The organism is Arthrobacter sp. B10-11 (genome assembly GCF_033142195.1).
Classification (GTDB): Bacteria; Actinomycetota; Actinomycetes; order Actinomycetales; family Micrococcaceae; genus Arthrobacter; species Arthrobacter oryzae_C.
Genome location: NZ_JAWMTH010000002.1, coordinates 589,430 through 607,640, shown reverse-complemented (window position 1 = coordinate 607,640; position 18,211 = coordinate 589,430). Strand labels below are relative to the sequence as shown.

Annotated in this window: 16 protein-coding genes; 10 read left to right on the top strand and 6 right to left on the bottom strand. The window is 67.7% G+C overall.

All coding sequences use genetic code 11. The annotated features are described in order from the left end of the window. Positions 1-129: 129 nt before the first annotated feature. The 4 genes from RW112_RS08440 (at position 130) to dhaM (ending at position 2,793) form a co-directional block, all read left to right on the top strand. Complete coding sequence (locus RW112_RS08440) at positions 130-294, top strand: hypothetical protein (protein ID WP_317781315.1); 165 nt, start codon at positions 130-132, stop codon at positions 292-294. 191 nt (positions 295-485) lie between these two features. Continuing rightward, positions 486-1,487 carry a dihydroxyacetone kinase subunit DhaK gene (dhaK, locus tag RW112_RS08435; RefSeq protein WP_317781314.1) on the top strand — a complete coding sequence of 334 codons (1,002 nt, stop codon included), beginning with the start codon at positions 486-488 and terminating at the stop codon, positions 1,485-1,487. Positions 1,488-1,489: 2 nt separating this feature from the next. Further along, positions 1,490-2,122, top strand: a complete 633-nt coding sequence (dhaL, locus tag RW112_RS08430) for a dihydroxyacetone kinase subunit DhaL (RefSeq protein ID WP_317781594.1) — start codon at positions 1,490-1,492, stop codon at positions 2,120-2,122. Then, complete coding sequence (gene dhaM, locus RW112_RS08425; RefSeq protein WP_317781313.1) at positions 2,119-2,793, top strand: dihydroxyacetone kinase phosphoryl donor subunit DhaM; 675 nt, start codon at positions 2,119-2,121, stop codon at positions 2,791-2,793. Before dhaL ends, dhaM begins: the two co-directional genes overlap by 4 nt. Here dhaM and RW112_RS08420 read toward each other — a convergent pair. Beyond that, positions 2,790-3,287 (bottom strand): hypothetical protein, encoded by a 498-nt coding sequence (locus RW112_RS08420; RefSeq protein WP_317781311.1) that lies wholly within the window; start codon positions 3,285-3,287, stop codon positions 2,790-2,792. The genes dhaM and RW112_RS08420 overlap by 4 nt on opposite strands. A 90-nt stretch (positions 3,288-3,377) precedes the next feature. After that, positions 3,378-4,196, bottom strand: coding sequence for an A/G-specific adenine glycosylase (locus RW112_RS08415; protein WP_317781310.1), 819 nt, complete (start codon positions 4,194-4,196; stop codon positions 3,378-3,380). Positions 4,197-4,451: 255 nt separating this feature from the next. Between RW112_RS08415 and RW112_RS08410 the strand changes: the two genes are divergently transcribed. Then, positions 4,452-5,126, top strand: a complete 675-nt coding sequence (locus RW112_RS08410) for a hypothetical protein (protein WP_317781309.1) — start codon at positions 4,452-4,454, stop codon at positions 5,124-5,126. 8 nt (positions 5,127-5,134) lie between these two features. On the opposite strand, the gene disA is transcribed toward RW112_RS08410, so the two are convergent. Then, complete coding sequence (gene disA, locus RW112_RS08405; RefSeq protein ID WP_305943116.1) at positions 5,135-6,211, bottom strand: DNA integrity scanning diadenylate cyclase DisA; 1,077 nt, start codon at positions 6,209-6,211, stop codon at positions 5,135-5,137. A gap of 337 nt (positions 6,212-6,548) precedes the next feature. Between disA and RW112_RS08400 the strand changes: the two genes are divergently transcribed. Next, entirely contained in the window at positions 6,549-8,162 is a 1,614-nt protein-coding gene (locus RW112_RS08400) for a peptide chain release factor 3 (RefSeq protein WP_317781308.1), read from the top strand. On the opposite strand, the gene RW112_RS08395 is transcribed toward RW112_RS08400, so the two are convergent. Next, entirely contained in the window at positions 8,163-9,365 is a 1,203-nt protein-coding gene (locus RW112_RS08395; RefSeq protein WP_317781307.1) for a helix-turn-helix domain-containing protein, read from the bottom strand. It lies immediately after the preceding gene. A 99-nt stretch (positions 9,366-9,464) separates the two neighbouring features. Between RW112_RS08395 and RW112_RS08390 the strand changes: the two genes are divergently transcribed. Both RW112_RS08390 and RW112_RS08385 read left to right on the top strand, forming a co-directional pair. After that, positions 9,465-10,604 (top strand): ferredoxin reductase, encoded by a 1,140-nt coding sequence (locus RW112_RS08390; protein ID WP_317781306.1) that lies wholly within the window; start codon positions 9,465-9,467, stop codon positions 10,602-10,604. A gap of 13 nt (positions 10,605-10,617) precedes the next feature. Beyond that, positions 10,618-11,796 carry an acyl-CoA desaturase gene (locus RW112_RS08385; RefSeq protein ID WP_317781305.1) on the top strand — a complete coding sequence of 393 codons (1,179 nt, stop codon included), beginning with the start codon at positions 10,618-10,620 and terminating at the stop codon, positions 11,794-11,796. 78 nt (positions 11,797-11,874) lie between these two features. On the opposite strand, the gene RW112_RS08380 is transcribed toward RW112_RS08385, so the two are convergent. Further along, positions 11,875-12,516 (bottom strand): class I SAM-dependent methyltransferase, encoded by a 642-nt coding sequence (locus RW112_RS08380; RefSeq protein ID WP_317781304.1) that lies wholly within the window; start codon positions 12,514-12,516, stop codon positions 11,875-11,877. Between the two features lie 331 nt (positions 12,517-12,847). Between RW112_RS08380 and RW112_RS08375 the strand changes: the two genes are divergently transcribed. Together RW112_RS08375 and RW112_RS08370 are read left to right on the top strand one after the other, a co-directional pair. After that, positions 12,848-15,271: a heavy metal translocating P-type ATPase gene (locus tag RW112_RS08375; RefSeq protein WP_317781303.1), complete on the top strand. Its 2,424-nt coding sequence runs from the start codon at positions 12,848-12,850 to the stop codon at positions 15,269-15,271. A gap of 10 nt (positions 15,272-15,281) precedes the next feature. Next, positions 15,282-16,643: a phenylacetate--CoA ligase family protein gene (locus RW112_RS08370; protein ID WP_317781302.1), complete on the top strand. Its 1,362-nt coding sequence runs from the start codon at positions 15,282-15,284 to the stop codon at positions 16,641-16,643. 9 nt (positions 16,644-16,652) lie between these two features. Here the strand turns inward: RW112_RS08370 and RW112_RS08365 are convergent, their stop codons facing one another. Beyond that, complete coding sequence (locus tag RW112_RS08365; RefSeq protein WP_317781301.1) at positions 16,653-18,140, bottom strand: multicopper oxidase family protein; 1,488 nt, start codon at positions 18,138-18,140, stop codon at positions 16,653-16,655. Positions 18,141-18,211 lie beyond the last annotated feature (71 nt).

The following is an 18,211-nucleotide window of genomic DNA, read 5'->3' as shown; positions in this document are numbered from 1 at the left end:
GTTTTCGCCAAACTTCTGCGCTCCAGATAACGTCTTATTTCTCAGTCTTCCCTTATATCGAATCGATGTATAAAATTAAAGAGCTTGCCTGCTAAGACACGGATCCCGAAACCACCTCTAAGGACAGAAATGCGCGAGCTCGCCATTTTTCCGGATTTTTCGGCGTTTCAGATGGATGTGCCTGCGGTTCTGACCCGCAGCGATCCGCTCAGCCGGCCCTCCGAGGCGTCGGCATTCCATATAGGCGCCGCCGCGTGGCCGGATTTGATCCCGGCTTCCTGGGGGAAACGCTGAGCCCGGCCCGGGAACACAAGCTCGGAAAGCGAAAGGGACAGTCAATTGGGGGCTGTCCCTTTTCGTTTGCCCTCTTTCGCCGGCGTTGCCGGGGGGGCACTAGCACCACGATGTGACAGGGCGCTACCCTTGCACGGGCCGCGGTAGTAGGGTCAAGACAAAGCCGCCAGGACCTTCCAGGGAGCCCTCCAATGAAGAAGCTGATCAATGATCCCCGCGCTGTAGTGGACGAGTCCGTGGAAGGCTTCGGCCTGGCCCATGCGGACCTCGTGACCATCAGCGCCGAGCCCAAGTTCATTACCCGCAAAGATGCCCCGGTGGCGGGGAAGGTGGGCCTTGTCAGCGGCGGCGGGAGCGGCCACGAACCGCTCCACGGAGGATTCGTCGGACTGGGAATGCTCGACGCCGCCGTACCCGGCGCCGTCTTCACCTCACCCACGCCCGACCAGATCATTCCGGCCACCCTCGCGGTGAACTCCGGCGCCGGCGTCGTGCATATCGTCAAGAACTACACCGGCGACGTCCTGAATTTCGAAACGGCCGCCGAAATGGCGGAAGCCGAGGGCGTGCAGGTCCGCACCGTCCTGGTCAACGACGACGTCGCCGTGGAGGACTCGCTCTACACTGCCGGCCGGCGCGGCGTGGGCGGCACTGTCCTGGTGGAGAAGATCGCCGGCGCGGCCGCGGAACGCGGGGACGGCCTGGACGCGGTCGCCGCCATCGGAGACCGGGTCAACCAGAACGTCCGCAGCATGGGCGTCGCCCTGACTGCCTGCACCGTGCCGCACGCCGGGACGCCCAGTTTTGACCTGGAAGAGAACGAAATCGAAATCGGCATCGGCATCCACGGTGAGCCCGGGCGGCACCGGATCCCCATGGAAAACGCCGACGGCATCACCGACCGCCTTCTGGAGCCCATCCTGTCCGACCTTGGCATTGCCTCCGGCGACAAGGTGCTCCTGTTCGTGAACGGCATGGGCGGGACGCCCCAAAGCGAGCTGTACATCGTGTACCGCCGCGCCGCCCAGGTGCTCGCGGAGAAGGGTGTCACGGTGGAGCGCTCCCTGGTGGGCAACTACATCACGTCCCTGGAAATGCAGGGCTGCTCCATCACCGTCCTGCGGCTCGACGACGAACTCACCGGCCTTTGGGATGCCCCGGTCCACACTGCCGCGCTGCGATGGGGCATCTGACCATGGGGCTGGACGTTGACTGGGCCGTTCGCTGGCTGACCCTTTCCGCGCAGGCCATGGCGGACCACCGGGTGGAACTGATCGAGTTGGACCGTGCCATCGGGGATTCGGACCACGGCGAAAACATGGACCGCGGATTCAAGGCCGTGATGGCGAAGCTCGCCGAGGCTCCCCCCGCCACGCCGGGAGCGGCCCTGAAGCTCACCGCGATGGCTCTGATGTCCAAGGTGGGAGGTGCCGCCGGCCCCCTCTACGGCACAGCGTTCCTGCGTGCTTCCACTTCACTGGGCGACGCAACGGACATCGATCCTGCCGCGCTGGCCGCTGCCATCCAAGCCGCCCGCGACGGCGTGGTGGCCCGGGGCAAGGCCGAATCCGGCGATAAGACCATGGTGGACGCCTGGACGCCCGCCGTCGACGCCGCAGCAGCGCAAGCCGCCGAAGGCGACGGGAACGTCGTCAAAGTCCTCCTCGCGGCTGCGGAGGCCGCCGAGGCGGGCGCCGTCGCCACTGATCCGCTGATCGCCCGCAAGGGGCGCGCCAGCTACCTGGGGGAGCGCAGCGCCGGCCACCGCGACCCCGGCGCCGTCTCCACCGCCCTCATCCTGCGCGCCGCGGCCGGGGCAGCTGAATGACGGTCCGCCTCGTCGTAGTGTCCCATAGCGAAAAAATCGCCGACGGCGCCGTGGAGCTGGCCGCCCAAATGGCACCCGACGTCGTCATCCTCCCGGCGGGCGGCACCGATGACGGCCGGATCGGGACCAGCCTCGAAAAGGTCATGGCGGCCCTGGAACAGGCGGCCGGCGGCGACGGCGTGGTGGTGCTGACGGACCTCGGCTCCGCCGTGATGACGGCCGAATCGGCTGTGGAATTCCTGCCGGATCCGGACTCGGTCCTCTTGGCCGATGCGCCCCTGGTCGAGGGGCTGGTGGCGGCGGCTGTTGCGGCGCAGTCGGGGGCGGACGCAACCGGGGTGAAGCAGGCGGCCGAAGCGGTCCGCCGTGCTCCGGCGCCGGAGGTGCCGGCGGAAGCGGAGATGTCCGGTCCGCCCGAGGCCGCGGGTGATTTTGCGCTGGTCAACCAGGCGGGCATGCACGCCCGTCCCGCCGCGAAGATCGCCGGGGGACTGGCGGGCATGGACGCGGACGTGACGGTCAACGGGGTGGACGGCGCGTCCATGACGGGCCTGATGACCTTGGGTGCGGGCAAGGGATCAGTCCTCCATGTGGAGGCCTGGGGGCCGGATGCCGGCAAGGCTGTGAAGTACGTCGGCGGCCTGGTGGAAGCTGGGTTCGGCGAGCCCTAGCCGGCCGGCCTGAGCCCGTCTTCATCCAGCAGCACGCCGGCTGTGATGAACTTTCCGCACTGCTCGCCGTAGGGGTACTCCGCCCGTGGCAGGAAGCTCAGCGTGCGCTCCGGCAGCGGAATCCCCGCCGTGGAGGTGCCCGTGGCCGTGGCATCAATGCGGGATTCGGTCAGGATATCCATCATCAGCATTCCCGTGAGGGTGCCGTCAGGCGAGGACGTTGCGGAGCATACGCCGTCGGGGCCCGCGGAGGGCTCGCAACCCAGGTCCACTGCGGTGCTGCCGGGCATCAGGTCAAGGTCGGCTTCCCGGCACGTGCCGTCCTGGCAGGCCTTCAGGTGGATGGCCTTGACGTGTGGCGCGTAGCTGGCCGCCACGGTCAGCGCCACCACTGATGCCTGCGCGATGGCCGGGCAAGGCACTGCCTCCGGCAGGCACGCGGAGGGGAGGATCGACGTCGTGACCGCTGCCAGAAGCACGCCCAAGCTGCGCATGCTTCAGCGTAGATCCGCCGGCGCCGGCCACACCAGCACAGGGTGATTCCAGTTCCGGAACGAATGCGTAACGGACCTCAGGATCGGACCTCAGGCGGGGAGCCGCAGGCCGCCAGGGTGCAGCTCGGCAAGGCCGTCGCTGACCAGCCCCGCCAAGGCCCGTTCCAGCTGTTCCGGGGCGGAATTCAGCCGGTGCAGCGCCGCAAGCGGGACGCCGATGCCGCTGGCTTCGAAGCCAAGGTCCGCAGCGGGCTGGTGGAACATCTCCGGCGCTACCGGCGCGTCCGCCAGGCGGAGAACGGCCATCACGGCGCCGCGGACCTGCCGGTCGGTGCCGTGCCAGGACTGCCCTTTCGGAGTGTACGACGGCGGCGGCTCGCCGGCCGCCAGCCACGCACAGGCACCGCGCACCGGGCAGTCACCGCACTTCGGCGCCCTTGCCGTGCACACCAGGGCTCCCAGCTCCATCACCGCCGCGTTCCAGCGGACCGAAAGCCCGACGTCGGCCGGCAGCAGTTCAGCGGCCAGCCGCATTTCCGCCGCTGCCAGCGATTGCGCCGGCAGGGCCGTGCCCGAAAAGAGCCGCGCGTGGACGCGGCGGATGTTGGTGTCCACAACGGTCTCGCGGCGGCCGAAGGCGAACGCCGCTACCGCTGCGGCCGTGTAGCTGCCCACTCCTGGAAGCTCCAGCAGGGCGTCGTACGTTCCCGGCACCTCGCCGTCGTGCTTCTCGACGACGGCGGCGGCTGCCGCGTGCAGTCGCAGTGCCCGCCGCGGGTAGCCGAGCCTGCCCCAGTGCCGGACTGCCTCGCCGGACGCTTCGGCGGCGAGGTGCGCGGGCGTGGGCCAGCGGCGGAGCCAGTCCTCCCACACGGGGAGGACACGGACTACGGGCGTCTGCTGCAGCATGATTTCGCTGACCAGGACACCCCATGGCGTGCAGTCAGGGTCGCGCCAGGGCAGCTCCCTTGCGGTGTCAGCGAACCAGCGGTCAAGCGCTTCGTGGAGCGGCGCGAGCGGCGGCAGCGCGGGGCGACTCGCCGGGGACGTGGCAGTGGGTGTGGCTAAGGCTTCGATGCAAATACTGTAGTGGATACTGGCCAGGGGTCCGCCTTCCCGGCGTGGTGGTGCGCCAATGTGCCCGGCGTTCTCTAGCCTAGAAGGATGGTCAGGCAAGGCACTTCAGGAAAGAACGGTTCGAAACCGAAGGGCACCCCCGGCCGGAAGCCGGGGCGGCCTCCGCTGAAGGCTGTCTACCGCCGTCGCAGGCTGTTCGTTGGCCTGGTTCTGCTCCTGGTTGCCTCGGTGGCGCTGGGAGGTTTTGCTGCCGTGTCCGGCGCCATGCGTTCCTCCGAGCAGGCCTCCTCCACGGAGCGGAACGGTTCGGACGCGTCCAAGCCCGACGCCGAGCCGTCCGCATCTGCCACGCCCAGCACCCCGGCGACGCCAACGTGCGACCAGGGCCTGGTTACTGTCTCCGCGTCGACGGACAAGGCTGCCTACGCGGCGGACGAGACCCCGCTGCTCAGCCTGAAGGTCACCAACGGCGGCAAAGTGGCGTGCGAGGTGAACCTGGGCACGTCCCAGATGGAGTACACGGTGACCAGCGGCTCCGACCGGATCTTCTCCTCGGTTGACTGCCAGGCGGAGAGCAGTGACCTGGTGAAGACCATTGCTCCGGGCCAGAGCGAGACTGCCAACTTCCCGTGGCAGCGCAACCGCAGCGTGCCCGGCTGCGGCGCGGTGTCCGCGAAGCCCGGCGCAGGCGGGGCGTACTACATGTTCGTGGCGAGGCTCGGAACGAAGTCCAGCACCAAAGCCGTTTTCCAGCTTCTCTGAGAAGGCGTTTAGAGGAACCGGTCCAGCAGGCTTGCCTCGGCCATGCGGCTCAGTCCCTCCCGGACCGTGCGGGCCCGCTGGTCGCCGATGCCATCCACGGTCATGAGGTCGTCGATGGTGGCCGCCATCAGGTATTGGAGGCCGCCAAAGTGGTCAACGAGCCTGTCCGCAACGGCCTTGGGCACGGCCTTCAGGCCGGACAGGAGACGGTACCCGCGCGGCTGCACCACGGCGTCGAGCGTGTCCACGCCGCCCGCGAAGCCGATGATTCCGGCGATCCTGCTGAGGTCGATCAGCTCGGTGGGGCCCAGGTTGAGCAGGGCGTTGACGGCGCCGTCGATGTCCTCCGGGGAAGCGTTCGGACCGGCGTAATCGCGGATGATCACGTCGCTGCCGGGTCCGCGGCCCACCGTGAGCTCGTCCAGCTGCAGGGAGAGCAGGCGTCCGTCCTCTCCCAGTTCAAGCACGTACTGGGAGATCTCCTCGGAGATACGGCGCACCATCTCCTGGCGCTGAAGGGTCACGGCGACGTCGCGGACGGTCACCATGGCTTCGATTTCCAGGGCGGAGAGGGAACTGGTGACCTGGTCCAGGCGGGACCGGTACCGTTCCAGGGTGGCAAGCGCCTGGTTGGCGCGGGCCAGGACCTTTTCCGAGCCTTCCAGGACGTGCCGCAGCCCGTTCACGTAGAGCGCGATGATCTGCATGGACTGGCTGACCGAAATCACCGGAACACCGGTCTGGATGGCGACGCGTTCCGCCGTGCGGTGCCTGGTGCCGGATTCCTGCGTTTCGATGCTCGAGTCCGGAACCAGCTGCACGGCAGCCCGGAGGATGTTGCCGGCGTCCTTATCGCAGATGATGGCGCCGTCCATTTTGGCCAGCTCGCGAAGGCGGGTGGGGGAGAAGTCGATCCCGATATCGAACCCGCCGGAGCAGATGGACTCGATGGTGCGGTCCGAGCCCAGGACGATCAGCGCGCCGGTGCGTCCGCGGAGGATGCGTTCCAGGCCGTCGCGCAGAGCGGTGCCTGGAGCCACTCTGCCCAGAGTCGCCTTAAGCGAATCTTCAGGGCTCCGAGCCATAGGTTGTCCCTTCAAAGGTGCAAGCCGGTGCCTGCGGGTATGCCGGTTTTACGATGCCGCCGGCAGGATCAAAAGTACTCATTTTCCCACTGGCTCCATACTAGGGGCAAAGAAGCGCATTAACCGCACGGACAAGCCTCAAAGTGGCCCGTTGGGCTGCCGCTGACAGCGGTCCGGAAAGGCTGTGGACGACGACGGCGGGAAGCGGCACTTGGGCGTCCCACCGGCGGCGTTTCCCGCCCTGCGATAAACTGGAAACCTTGGCTGCACAGTTCACGCGTGACGGCCCCCACGTTCAAATTCCCACCAGACCCCATGTCGCAGCGAAAGTAGCACCGTGTCCCAAGAAGTCCTCAGCCCCGCCCGAGTCCACGAGATTCATAAGCAGGCGGCCCGGCGTCGGACCTTCGCGGTCATTTCCCACCCTGACGCCGGCAAGTCGACGCTTACTGAAGCCCTGGCCCTGCACGCCAAGGTGATCGGCACTGCCGGCGCCTCCAGCGGCAAGGCCAACCGCAAGGAAACGGTCTCGGACTGGATGCAGATGGAAAAGGACCGCGGCATCTCCATCAGCTCCGCTGCCCTGCAGTTCGCCTACCGGGACACCGTGATCAACCTCCTGGACACCCCCGGCCACGCCGACTTCTCCGAGGACACCTACCGCGTCCTGGCCGCCGTGGACTGCGCCGTGATGCTTGTTGATGCCGCCAAGGGCCTCGAGACGCAGACCATGAAGCTGTTCGAGGTGTGCAAGCAGCGCAACCTGCCCATCATCACCGTGATCAACAAGTGGGACCGTCCGGGCCTGGATGCCCTGGCGCTCATGGACGAAATCACTGAGCGGACGGGACTCCAGCCCATGCCGCTGACCTGGGCCGTGGGCATCTCCGGCGACTTCCGCGGCGTGTGGGACCTCCGCAACGACCGCTTCGCCCGGTTCCAGCGCAACAACGCCGGTGCCAACATCGCGCTCACCGAGTACTTCACCCCGGAAGAGGCCGCAGCCAACCAGGGTGACGACTGGTCCAACGCCGTGGACGAAGCCGGGCTGGTCATCGAATCCAACCTCGAGTTCGACGTCGACGCCTTCCACGCCGGCAAGGCAACCCCCATCCTTTTCAGTTCGGCCGCCCTCAACTTCGGCGTCAAGGAAATCCTGGACGCCCTGGTTGACTTCGCTCCGCCGGCGGCGCCGCGTCCCGACGTCGACGGCGACCCCCGCCCGGTGGACGCCCCGTTCGCGGGCTTCGTCTTCAAGGTCCAGGCCGGCATGAACAAGGCCCACCGCGACCATGTTGCGTTCATCCGCGTGTGCTCCGGCGTCTTCGAGCGCGGCATGGTGGTCACGCAGACGCGCACCGGGAAGTCGTTCGCCACCAAGTACGCGCAGCAGGTGTTCGGCCGTGAGCGCGAGGTCATCGACGAAGCGTTCCCCGGCGACGTCGTGGGACTGGTGAACGCCTCGTCGCTCCGGGTGGGCGACAGCCTGTTCCTGGACGAACCCGTGGAGTTCCCCGCGATCCCGCTGTTCGCGCCGGAACACTTCCAGGTGGCACGTTCCAAGGACCCCAGCCGCTTCAAGCAGTTCCGCCGCGGCATCGAGCAGCTTGAACACGAGGGCGTCATCCAGGTGCTTCGCTCCGACATCCGCGGTGACCAGGCGCCGGTGCTCGCCGCCGTCGGTCCCATGCAGTTCGAAGTGGTGGAGGACCGCATGGCGCACGACTTCAGCGCCCCCATGCGCCTGGAGCGCCTCCCGTACTCGATGGCAAGGATTTCGACGGCGGACGCCATGCCGGCGCTGGCCAACGTGCCGGGCGCCGAGGTGCTGCTGCGCTCCGACGGCGAATACCTTGCCCTGTTCAACGACATCTGGGCGCTGCGCCGGATCGAAAAGAACCATCCGGACCTCACCCTGGTGCCGATCGGAACCCACAACCCTGCGAAGTAGCTAGCGCCGCCCCGCATGCAAAGCCAGCTCCAGCTCGAACCGGGCCCGGGGGTCTTCCAGCGCGTCGCCGAAGAGTTCACGCAGCTGCGCCGCCCGGTAACCCACGGTCTGCGGATGAATGCCGAGCTCGGCGGCCACCGGAGCCCGCTGGCCCCAGTGCCGCAGCCACGAGAGGAGGGTTTCCGCCAGCCTTTCCCGCTGGGCCGGCCGGAGCCCTTCCAGGGGTGCAAGCCTGCGCTCGGCCAGTTCCGCGATGGCCGAGGGCTCGGAACCGAGAATGATCTGCGCCAGGTGGTCGTCGGCCCAGATGGGCGGATCCTCGGGGTCCTCCCTTGGCGGCAGCACCGAGGCGGCCAGGACGGCCAAGCGCAGCGAGTCAGGTACCTTTTCCCAGCTGCCCGCCGGCCCCACGGCAGCGGACCGGCCCTTCAACACCTTCTCCAACGCGGCCCGGGCGGAGTCGGATTTGCGGGCGGGAACAAGGGCCACGGCATCTGTTTCGCGTTCCACCACCAGCGTCCCCGGACCCAGCTGCAGCCGGAGCCCGGCGGACCGGTCCAGCGGAAGCGTCACCACTACGAGCCTCGCCGGCAGCGACCAGTCGGCCATGGACGCGGCCTGCCGCAGGGCCGCCTCGTCCGCCTGGCCCATCAGCAGCAGTTCCAGCAGTTCGGTCCGGCGCCGGTCCACCGCCCCCGCGCGTTCGGACTGTTCGAAGGCGTAGGCCTCGGCGCTGACGGCGGACAGTTCGTCGATGTAGGCCAGGATCGATTCGCCCAGGTCCACCACAACGCTCTGGCCCAGGTCCTTCTCCATCGAGATCCGGGACATCTCCCGGAAGGTCACGCGGGCGCCCATGCGGTAGGCGCTCAGCAGTGCGTCCATGCTCCGGCCCTGGCGGAATTCGCCGCTGCCGAGGCCGGCCACAAGCTCCCGGCTTTCCTCGGACAGGGCGGGCAGCCTGGTGCCGGGCAGCTGGAGGAACCGCTCCAGTGCCGCAGCCACCCCGCGCCTCAGGCCCCGCCCGAAGCGGCCTTCGATGGGCCTGGCATAGGCCGGAACCAGCTGCGGGACTGCACCGATGATGGCCTCCACAATGCCGGGCATCCTGGGGCGCAGCAGGTCGCTGACTTCCCGGGGCAAGGCGAGCCACGGCGGATCATACGCGGGGGTTGCGGGACTCTTCGAGGCGGGAGGGTTCATGAGAGACTTCCATAAGTTGTTTCGGGGGAACAGTTTAGAACGTTCGATCGTATGCCTTGGGAGAAGAAATATGCCTCGATCCAACATAAGGTTAATAACATGATCCGGCTCCGTAAGCTGGCGCGCGCCGCATCTGTACTGACCACCCCGCTAGCTCCAGAAGATATTCTGTCGCTGTTCAATCCTGTGTTCTCCGCCCGCCAGTTGCGCGGCGTGGTCACCAGGGTGGTCGCCGAGACGGCCGATTCCGCCACCATTTTCTTCCGCCCAGGCCGTGGCTGGAAGGCGCACCAGGCTGGCCAGTGGGCCCGCATCGGCGTCGAACTCGACGGCGTGCGGCACTGGCGTTCCTATTCACTGAGCGCACCCGCCGGCCAGGATCCCGCCATCACGGTGACCGACGTCGGCGCCGTTTCCGGTGTCCTGGTCCGCAACACCCGACCCGGTGACGTGCTGTTCCTGGCCCCGCCGCAGGGCGACTTCGTCCTCCCCGAGCACCCGAGGCCGCTGCTGATGCTCACTGCGGGCAGCGGCATTACCCCCGTCATGTCCATGGTGCGCACGCTGGTGCCGCACCGCCCGGACGCGGACGTCGTGCTGATCCATTCGGCCCGGACCCCGGCGGACAGCATCTTCCGGGAAGAGCTTTCGGAGCTTGCCGACCAGTTCCCCAACTTCAAGGTCACGCACTGGTTCACCGGCGAACGCGGCCGGGTGGACTTTTCCTCCGCCGCCGTGCTGGACGAGCTCTGCCCGGACTGGCGCCACCGCGCTGCCTATGCCTGCGGGCCGGAGGGCTTCCTGGACGACGCCGAAGCGCTGTGGTCCGCGGAAGCCGCCGCTGCGGCGGCTGAAGGGTCCGCCACTCACGGTTCCGCCGCTGGCGGAGAATCCCACCAGCCGGAGGGGCCGTTTGCTGCCGACCCGATCAACCTCATCATCGAACGGTTCACCACCAGCCTGGCCGCCGGGGCCGGGCACGACGGCGGACTGGTCACCTTTGAGGCCTCCGACCGTGAGGTGGAGGCGGACGGCAGCACCCCGCTCCTGGACGTCGGCGAAGACGCCGGCGTGCTGATGCCCAGCGGCTGCCGGATGGGCATATGCCACAGCTGCCTCACCCCCCTGCGGGCAGGGCATGTCCGCGACCTCCGCACCGGCGAAGTCCACGGCGAGCCGGGCCAACTAATCCAGACGTGTGTATCGGCAGCAGCCGGACCCGTTAACCTCGACATTTGAGGAGCACCACCGCATGGCAATAGTTACCAACCACGAAGCCGAGACCACGGAAGACGCCGTAGTGCCCGCTGCGAAGGCGCGGCGCGGGGCGCTGGCCACCTCCGGCAGCCCCCTGGTCCGTCCACCGGCCGCGGCTCACCTCTCCGACGAGCAGGTGGCTGAGCTGGGCCGCGAACTTGATGCCATCAAGGACGACATCCTGGCCAAGCGCGGAGCCTCCGACGCCGCCTACATCCGCCGCATGATCAAGATCCAGCGCGGACTGGAGATCTCCGGCCGCGCGACGCTCCTGGTGAGCCGGAACAAGGGCGCCTGGGTTGCCGGCACCACCCTGCTGAGCCTGGCCAAGATCCTGGAAAACATGGAGATCGGGCACAACGTGCTGCACGGCCAGTGGGACTGGATGCGGGACCCGGACATCCACTCCACCACCTGGGAATGGGACTTCGTTACTCCCGCCCGCGCCTGGCAGCACACCCACAACGACCTGCACCACCGGTGGACCAACGTGGTGGGCAAGGACAACGACGTCGGATACAACCTCCTGCGCATGGACCCGCAGCAGGAGTGGAAGCCGTTCAACCTGGGCAACCCGCTCTACAACGCCCTGCTGGCCCCGGTCTTCGAGTGGGGCATCGCGATCTACGACCTTGAACTGCAGGACTTCAAAGAGGGCAACAAGTCCAAGGAAGCCCTCACCAAGGACCTCAAGGCCCTCGGCGTGAAAGCCCTCAAGCAGTTCACCAAGGATTACGCCGCAACCCCGGCGGTCGCAATGCTGACCGGCTCCGGCAAGCAGGCGCTCTACGGCACCCTGACCGCGAATGCGATCCGCAATGTGTGGGCCCACGCGGTGATCTTCTGCGGTCACTTCCCCGAGGGGACGGACACCTTCACCGAGGAAATGGTGGAAGGCGAAACCCGCGGTGACTGGTACGTGCGGCAGATGATCGGTTCGGCCAACATCTCCGGTTCCAAGTTCATGCACCTCATGACGGGCAACCTGTCGCACCAGATCGAGCATCACCTCTTCCCGGACATTCCGTCCAACCGCTACGCCGAGGTGGCGCCGAAGGTGCAGGAGATCTGCAAGCGCTACGGCCTGCCGTACACCACCGGTCCGATGTGGAAGCAGGTTGGCTCCACCTGGGCCAAGGTCTTCAAGCTGGCACTTCCGCCCAAGAAGGCCTGATGCCGGGGTCCACAACGGGCCTGAGTATTTGACGAAAGGGACGCCTGCCATCGCGGCAGGCGTCCCTTTTTGTGAGAGCTATTCAGGGGGCTTTGCCGCCGAGCCAAGGATGTGGGCTACCCGCGGATTGCCGGGAAGGGCCGAGAATCCGAAGCGCTCCACGGTCTGCACTGTGAGGCCGGCTGCCGCGATCCCGGTGGCGGTGTCGCGGTTCGGGTGGCATCCGCCGGCCAGCCGGCTCCATAGGGGAGTGAGCAGGTCCTCCAGTCCGGCGAGCATGAAGTGTTCGGACCGGACATGTTCATAAAACAGCAGCAAACCGCCGGGCCGGAGAACCCGCATGGTCTCCGCCAGGACGGCTGACTGGTCCGCCACGCTGCACAGGACCAGGCTGGAGACCACCACGTCCACCGATTCGTCCGCCGCCGGCAGTGACTCCGCCACGCCGTCGTGAACTGTGATGGGGACCGGTGCCTTGCCGGCCTCGGCAAGCGCCAGCGCCCGGAGGGTCGGGTCCGGTTCGAGCGCCAGCACGCTGGTCACCGCGGCAGGGTAGTAGGGAAAGGTGGCCCCGTAGCCCGCCCCGATTTCGACGACGGCACCATGCGCGGCCTCGACGAGGCGCCGGCGGTGGTCCGCCGCCCCGCGTGCGTCCATGCGCGGGCCGACGCGGGCGAAGTAGGGGCCGAAGGATGAATTCCGGGGGTTGGTTTCCGGCATCGGTGCCTCCTTGGTTCAGCGTGGCTGGCCGGTCTTGCTACCACTATCCTGCATCGGATTCTGGTTCAGGCATGTCTGGCGCAGGTGACCACCCGGGATCTTCGGCCCTTGCGGCAAAAATCATGCGGGGAACACACTGAGAGCAACGCACGAGGAGCTGGCTTGGGGTGGCGGGCATGATTGCCGGCAGCCCTTGACGCATACCCCTGGGGGGTATATGTTTCGGATACCGGAAAACGACGTCGCGGGCGAGAGCCTCTACGCAGTGAAGGTCCGACAGCGGGTGAATCGCCCGTTGCCCTCCTCGGACACCCTTGCGAAAGGACGCACCATGACTGCCGGCCCGAAGCCCGCCGACGGAGCAGTGACTACGCCCCTGCGGAACACGGTTGTGGAAGTGCGGGGCCTCCACTGGGCAACCTCCAAGGCGGTGGTGGAACACGTGCTGCTGCAGCGGCCCGGAGTCACCGCCGTCGACGCAAACCCGGTCGCCCAGACTGCCACCGTGAGCTTTGACCCGTCCGTGACCTCCGTGGAGCAGATTTCGGGTTGGATCCGGGACTGCGGGTACCACTGCCGCGGGGAATCGGTCCCCGACCATGTCTGCTACCCGATGGACCAAACAATGCATCCGGCGGAACATGTGCACCCGGCAATGCACGCTGGTCATGGTGAGAAGCCCCGGACGCCGCAGGACATGATGGGCCACGGCGGGCATCATGCCGGAATGTCGATGGATGACATGGTCAAGGACATGCGCAACCGGTTCCTGGTCGCCGCGGTCCTGTCCGTCGGCGTGACGCTATGGTCCCCGATGGGCCGGGACATGTTCGGTTTCACAGCTCCGACGCCGTTCGGGCTCCGTGACGACGTGATGGCCCTGATCCTGTCCCTGCCTGTCATCTTCTACTCTGCCTGGATTTTCTTCGACGGCGCCTACCGGGCGCTGAAGGCCCGCACCCTGGACATGATGGTCCTGGTCGCTATCGCCGTGGGCACCGGGTGGCTCTACAGTGTCTGGGTCACCTTCACCGGCGGCGGTGAAGTGTTCTACGAAGCCGCCACTGTCCTTGCCTCCTTCGTGCTGCTGGGCCACTGGTTCGAGATGCGCGCACGCGGCGGGGCGAATGAGGCCATCCGCACACTGCTCGAGCTGGCCCCGCCGGTCGCGGTCGTGATCCGCGACGGGGACACTGTCGAGATCCCCACCTCGGAGGTCCAGACCGGGGACCTGCTGCTGATCCGGCCGGGGTCGAAAATCCCCGTTGACGGGGAAGTCGAGGACGGCCAGTCGGAAGTCGATGAGTCCATGGTCACGGGTGAGAGTCTTCCGGTGACCAAAACCATTGGCTCGGAAGTAATCGGCGCGTCCATCAACACCACCGGCACCATGCGGGTCCGGGCCACCAAGGTCGGCGCCGACACCGCCCTGGCGCAGATCGTGGCCCTCGTCCAGGAGGCCCAGAACTCCAAGGCACCCGGCCAGCGGCTGGCTGACAGGGCCGCGTTCTGGCTGGTCCTGGTCGCCCTGATCGGCGGGACAGTGACGTTCGCCGCCTGGCTCGCCCTCGGCGCCGGCATCCAGGCCGCCCTGCTGTTCGCCATCACCGTCGTCGTGATCACCTGCCCTGACGCGCTGGGCCTGGCCACCCCGACGGCCATCATGGTGGGCACCGGACTCGGTGCCAAACGCGGCGTCCTGTTCAAGAACGCCACCGCCCTGGAGGTATCCGCACGGATCGACACCGTCGTGATGGACAAGACCGGCACCCTGACAAAGGGCGAACCGGAAGTGACCGACGTCGTCGTTGAGGGAATAAGCGAAAGCGAACTTCTGGCGCTGGTCGCCGCCGTCGAGCAGGAATCCGAACACCCGCTCGCTGCGGCCGTCGTGCGGCACGCTCAAGAACACGGCGCATCTGCCCTGGCTGCCTCGGATTTCCTCAATGTTCCCGGCCACGGTGCCGGCGCCACCGTGGACGGACACCGGGTGCTGGTGGGCAACCGCAAGCTCATGGCCGACGAAGGAATCGACCTTGGGCCGCTGGCCGCAGTGCGCGACAGGCTTGCCGCCACCGGACGGACCGCCGTGCTCGTCGCCGTGGACGGAAGGGCCGCAGCCGTGATCGCCTTGGCGGACGCCGCAAGGGAAACAGCCGCCGCCGCCATAGCTGCCCTGCACGAGGCCGGGATCGAAGTGGTCATGCTCACCGGGGACAACGAAGCAACCGCCCAGCGGATCGCCGGTCAACTGGGCATCGATACCGTGATCGCCGAAGTGCTGCCGGGCGATAAATCAGCGAAGATCGCCGAACTGCAACAGCGCGGAAAGGTGGCCATGGTTGGCGACGGCGTCAACGACGCGCCGGCCCTGGCCCAGGCCGACCTCGGCATCGCGATTGGCGCGGGCACCGACGTGGCCATTGAAACGGCCGACGTCGTCCTGATGCGGTCGGACCCGCTGGATGTGCCCATAGCCCTGCGGATCGGCAAGGGCACCCTGCGGAAGATGCGCCAGAACCTGGGCTGGGCCGTGGGGTACAACGCGATTGCGCTCCCCATCGCTGCCGGGGTCTTCGCCTTCGCCGGGATCGTCCTCAGCCCGGAGATCGCGGCGCTGTCGATGTCCGGTTCCAGCTTCCTGGTCGCCGTCAACGCCCTCCTGCTCAAGAGGCTCCGGCTGCCGCGTCCGGAAACGCCCGAGGCCACCACGGCACGCGCTTCCCGGCCGCTTGCCCCGGCCGGGACCCGCTAGGCTCCCCGTCATGGACCTCCGCCTCATGGCCCGCGTGCTGTTCCTGCGGGCCGCCTGGCGGAGACGGGACCACTGGGACGCCGCCCGGATCGCCGCCCACCAGGAACACGCCCTCCGGGACCTGCGCCGTGCAGCGTACGCCGGCTCGGAGTTCTACCGGCGCCATCACGCCGGCCTGCACGAGGCTCCCCTGGACCAACTGCCGTCCGTGACGAAAGCGGAACTGATGGACCACTTCGACGAGGCCGTCACCACACCGGACCTGAGGCTGGTGGATCTAGAGAACCATCTGCGGGCACTGACGGAGCGCGGGGGAGACCCGGGGGTGCCGTGGAAGGGCCGGTGGTGGGCCGCCGCAACGGCGGGGACCACGGGCTGGCGCGGAACGTTCGTCTGGAACCGTTCCGAATGGGCAACCGTCCTGGCCTCCTACGCCCGTGCGAACGACTGGGCCGGGATCTCCGCCGGGCTCACCCGGCCCCTGAAAATGGGCCTGGTCAGCTCCCTCGTCCCCACACACCAGTCCGCCGTCGTCGGCGTATCCCTGCGCTCCGGAATCGTCCCCACCCTCCGCCTGGACGTCACCGCACCCATGGAAGAGACGGTCGCCGCCCTGGACCGCTTCCAGCCCAGGATCCTGGTCGGCTACGCCTCGGCACTCAAGCCCCTTGCGGCGGAGCAGCGCGCCGGGCGGCTGCACATCTCCCCGCAGGGTGTGATGTCCGCCTCCGAAGTGCTCAGCCCGCACACCGCCGCGGAACTGGAGGCGGCCTGGGGAAGCGCCCCCTTCGACGTTTATGCCGCCACCGAAACGGCCGGCATCGCCTCCCCCTGCACCTACCGGAACCGCCATGTCTACGAGGACCTGCTGATCATTGAACCGGTGGACCAGGCCGGGAAGCCCGTGCCCGCCGGGACAACCGGGGCCAGGCTCCTGGTCACTGTCCTGTTTTCGCGCACCCTTCCACTGATCCGTTACGAAATGTCAGACACCGTGCGGCTGGACGGACGGGGTTGCCCCTGCGGACGACCGTTCGCCCTTCTGGAGGGCATCGAAGGCCGCATCGAAGACATCCTGCAACTGCCGGGCAAACAGGGACCGGTCAGCGTCCATCCGATCGTGTTCCACCACGTCCTCGATGAGGCCGGGAGCGCAGGGTGGCAGGTCATCCAGGAGCCCGCCGGGCTGCAGGTCCTCCTGGCAGGCCTCGCGCCGGGAGCTTCCGCTGAAGGAGCGCGGGCAGCCGTGGCAGGCGCGCTCAATGAAGCCGGTGTTGTGGGAACCCGGGTGGATGTGCACGTGGTGGAACACCTTGAACGGACAGCCCTGGGCAAGGCGCCGTTCGTCAGGGCATTAGTCCGCCCGCAGTAGGCGACGCGCTCAACGGACTTCGATCACGCCCATCATGCCAAGATCCTCGTGGTCCAGGATGTGGCAGTGGTACACGGAACGGCCGGCGAAGTCCCGGAAAGCGACCCGGACCTTCACCCGCCCCTGTGCGGGAATGTTGACCACATCGCGCCACTCCGGCTTTGGCAGAGCCTGTCCGCCCTCCTCAACCACCTGCATCGGCCAGACATGCAGATGGAACGGGTGGTCCATGGGGCTAGGGTTGGTCAGCGTCCATTCCTCCACCGTGCCCGCCGTGACGGTAGTGTCCGTTCGCGCCGCGTTGAACTCGCGGCCGTTGATGGTGAACCCCATCATGCCGCCGCCCATGCCCATGCCCATGCCCATGCCGGAGGAGAGTGTGAGCTGCCGGCGCGCCGCCACGGCCGCCGTCCTGAGGTCGTCCGGTTCCGGGAAAGCGGGCAGCGGAAGCTGCGTCGGCGGCAGCGGGGAACCCGTAGGGGAGGGGGAGGGGCCGCTGCTCCCGGCAACCCGAAGCGTTGCCAGCGCCGCGCCCGCACTGTCCGGCCGGCCCGATTGCCTGGGGCCGCGCCCCTGGCCCATCATGCCGGCCATGCTGCCCCGGTCATAGTACGCGGCACGCAGGATGGAGTCCCCGGCGGCTGTGGTGACCAGCAGGTCTGCCCGGTTGCCGGGCACCAGGAACAGTTCCTCCACGGCCGACGGCGCGGGGTAGCGGCCCGAGTCCATACCCAGCAGCTGAACCTGCTGCCCGTCGAGCCGCAACGAAAGGTAGCGGGCCACGCAGGCGTTGATGATGCGCCACCGCTCGCGTTGGCCCGGCACAGCAGTGAACTCCGGATTGCTCTGTCCGTTGACCAGGATGAACTCACCTTCCCTGCCCAGCATCCGTTCCATCTGCGAGACAGGGACAACGCTCCCGCCGCTGTCCAGGGTGGTGTCCGAAATGACCAGGACTCGTTCGGTGCTGACTGGAACCGGCTCGGGATCCTCCACAATGATTGCGCCATAGAGGCCCGCGAAAATCTGGTCCGCCACCATGCCGTGGTGGTGGGGGTGGTACCAGTACACGCCGGGAGGGTGGTCCGCTGGAATCCGGTACTCGTAGTCAAAGGCAGCGCCCGGATTCACCACGACGAACACGTTGTCCCCGGCGCCCTCCGGTGAGACATGCAGGCCGTGCACGTGCAGGTTTGTTGGCTGGTCCAAACTGTTGGACAGCCGGACGCTCAGCACATCGCCGGGCTGCACACGGAGGGTGGGCCCGGGGATGCCGCCGTTATAGCCCAATGCCCGTGCCTGCCGCCCGGCGAGCTGGAGTTGGCCGGCGCGGGCTTCAAGCCGGACTTCCAGGCGGCCGCCGGCGCTGCTCATCTCGGACGGCTGCGACAGTTCCGCACCGGTCTCGGGTGCCAGCCGGGACGAGGGCCGTGAAGCCAGCGACCACCACAGCCCTGCTCCGCCGGCTGCCGTGCCGGCGGCGCCGAGGCCGCCCAAGAGCAGAGCGCTGCGCCTGCTGATGGGCCGGCGGACCTTGGGACGCGCGCTTGGTGGCGGGCCGGGCTGGC

Coding starts and splice junctions, on each gene's coding strand:
- RW112_RS08440 (WP_317781315.1), top strand. CDS start 130: ATGCGCGAGCTCGCCATTTTTCCGGATTTTTCGGCGTTTCAGATGGAT.
- dhaK (WP_317781314.1), top strand. CDS start 486: ATGAAGAAGCTGATCAATGATCCCCGCGCTGTAGTGGACGAGTCCGTG.
- dhaL (WP_317781594.1), top strand. CDS start 1,490: ATGGGGCTGGACGTTGACTGGGCCGTTCGCTGGCTGACCCTTTCCGCG.
- dhaM (WP_317781313.1), top strand. CDS start 2,119: ATGACGGTCCGCCTCGTCGTAGTGTCCCATAGCGAAAAAATCGCCGAC.
- RW112_RS08420 (WP_317781311.1), bottom strand. CDS start 3,287: ATGCGCAGCTTGGGCGTGCTTCTGGCAGCGGTCACGACGTCGATCCTC.
- RW112_RS08415 (WP_317781310.1), bottom strand. CDS start 4,196: ATGCTGCAGCAGACGCCCGTAGTCCGTGTCCTCCCCGTGTGGGAGGAC.
- RW112_RS08410 (WP_317781309.1), top strand. CDS start 4,452: ATGGTCAGGCAAGGCACTTCAGGAAAGAACGGTTCGAAACCGAAGGGC.
- disA (WP_305943116.1), bottom strand. CDS start 6,211: ATGGCTCGGAGCCCTGAAGATTCGCTTAAGGCGACTCTGGGCAGAGTG.
- RW112_RS08395 (WP_317781307.1), bottom strand. CDS start 9,365: ATGAACCCTCCCGCCTCGAAGAGTCCCGCAACCCCCGCGTATGATCCG.
- RW112_RS08390 (WP_317781306.1), top strand. CDS start 9,465: ATGATCCGGCTCCGTAAGCTGGCGCGCGCCGCATCTGTACTGACCACC.
- RW112_RS08385 (WP_317781305.1), top strand. CDS start 10,618: ATGGCAATAGTTACCAACCACGAAGCCGAGACCACGGAAGACGCCGTA.
- RW112_RS08380 (WP_317781304.1), bottom strand. CDS start 12,516: ATGCCGGAAACCAACCCCCGGAATTCATCCTTCGGCCCCTACTTCGCC.
- RW112_RS08375 (WP_317781303.1), top strand. CDS start 12,848: ATGACTGCCGGCCCGAAGCCCGCCGACGGAGCAGTGACTACGCCCCTG.
- RW112_RS08370 (WP_317781302.1), top strand. CDS start 15,282: ATGGACCTCCGCCTCATGGCCCGCGTGCTGTTCCTGCGGGCCGCCTGG.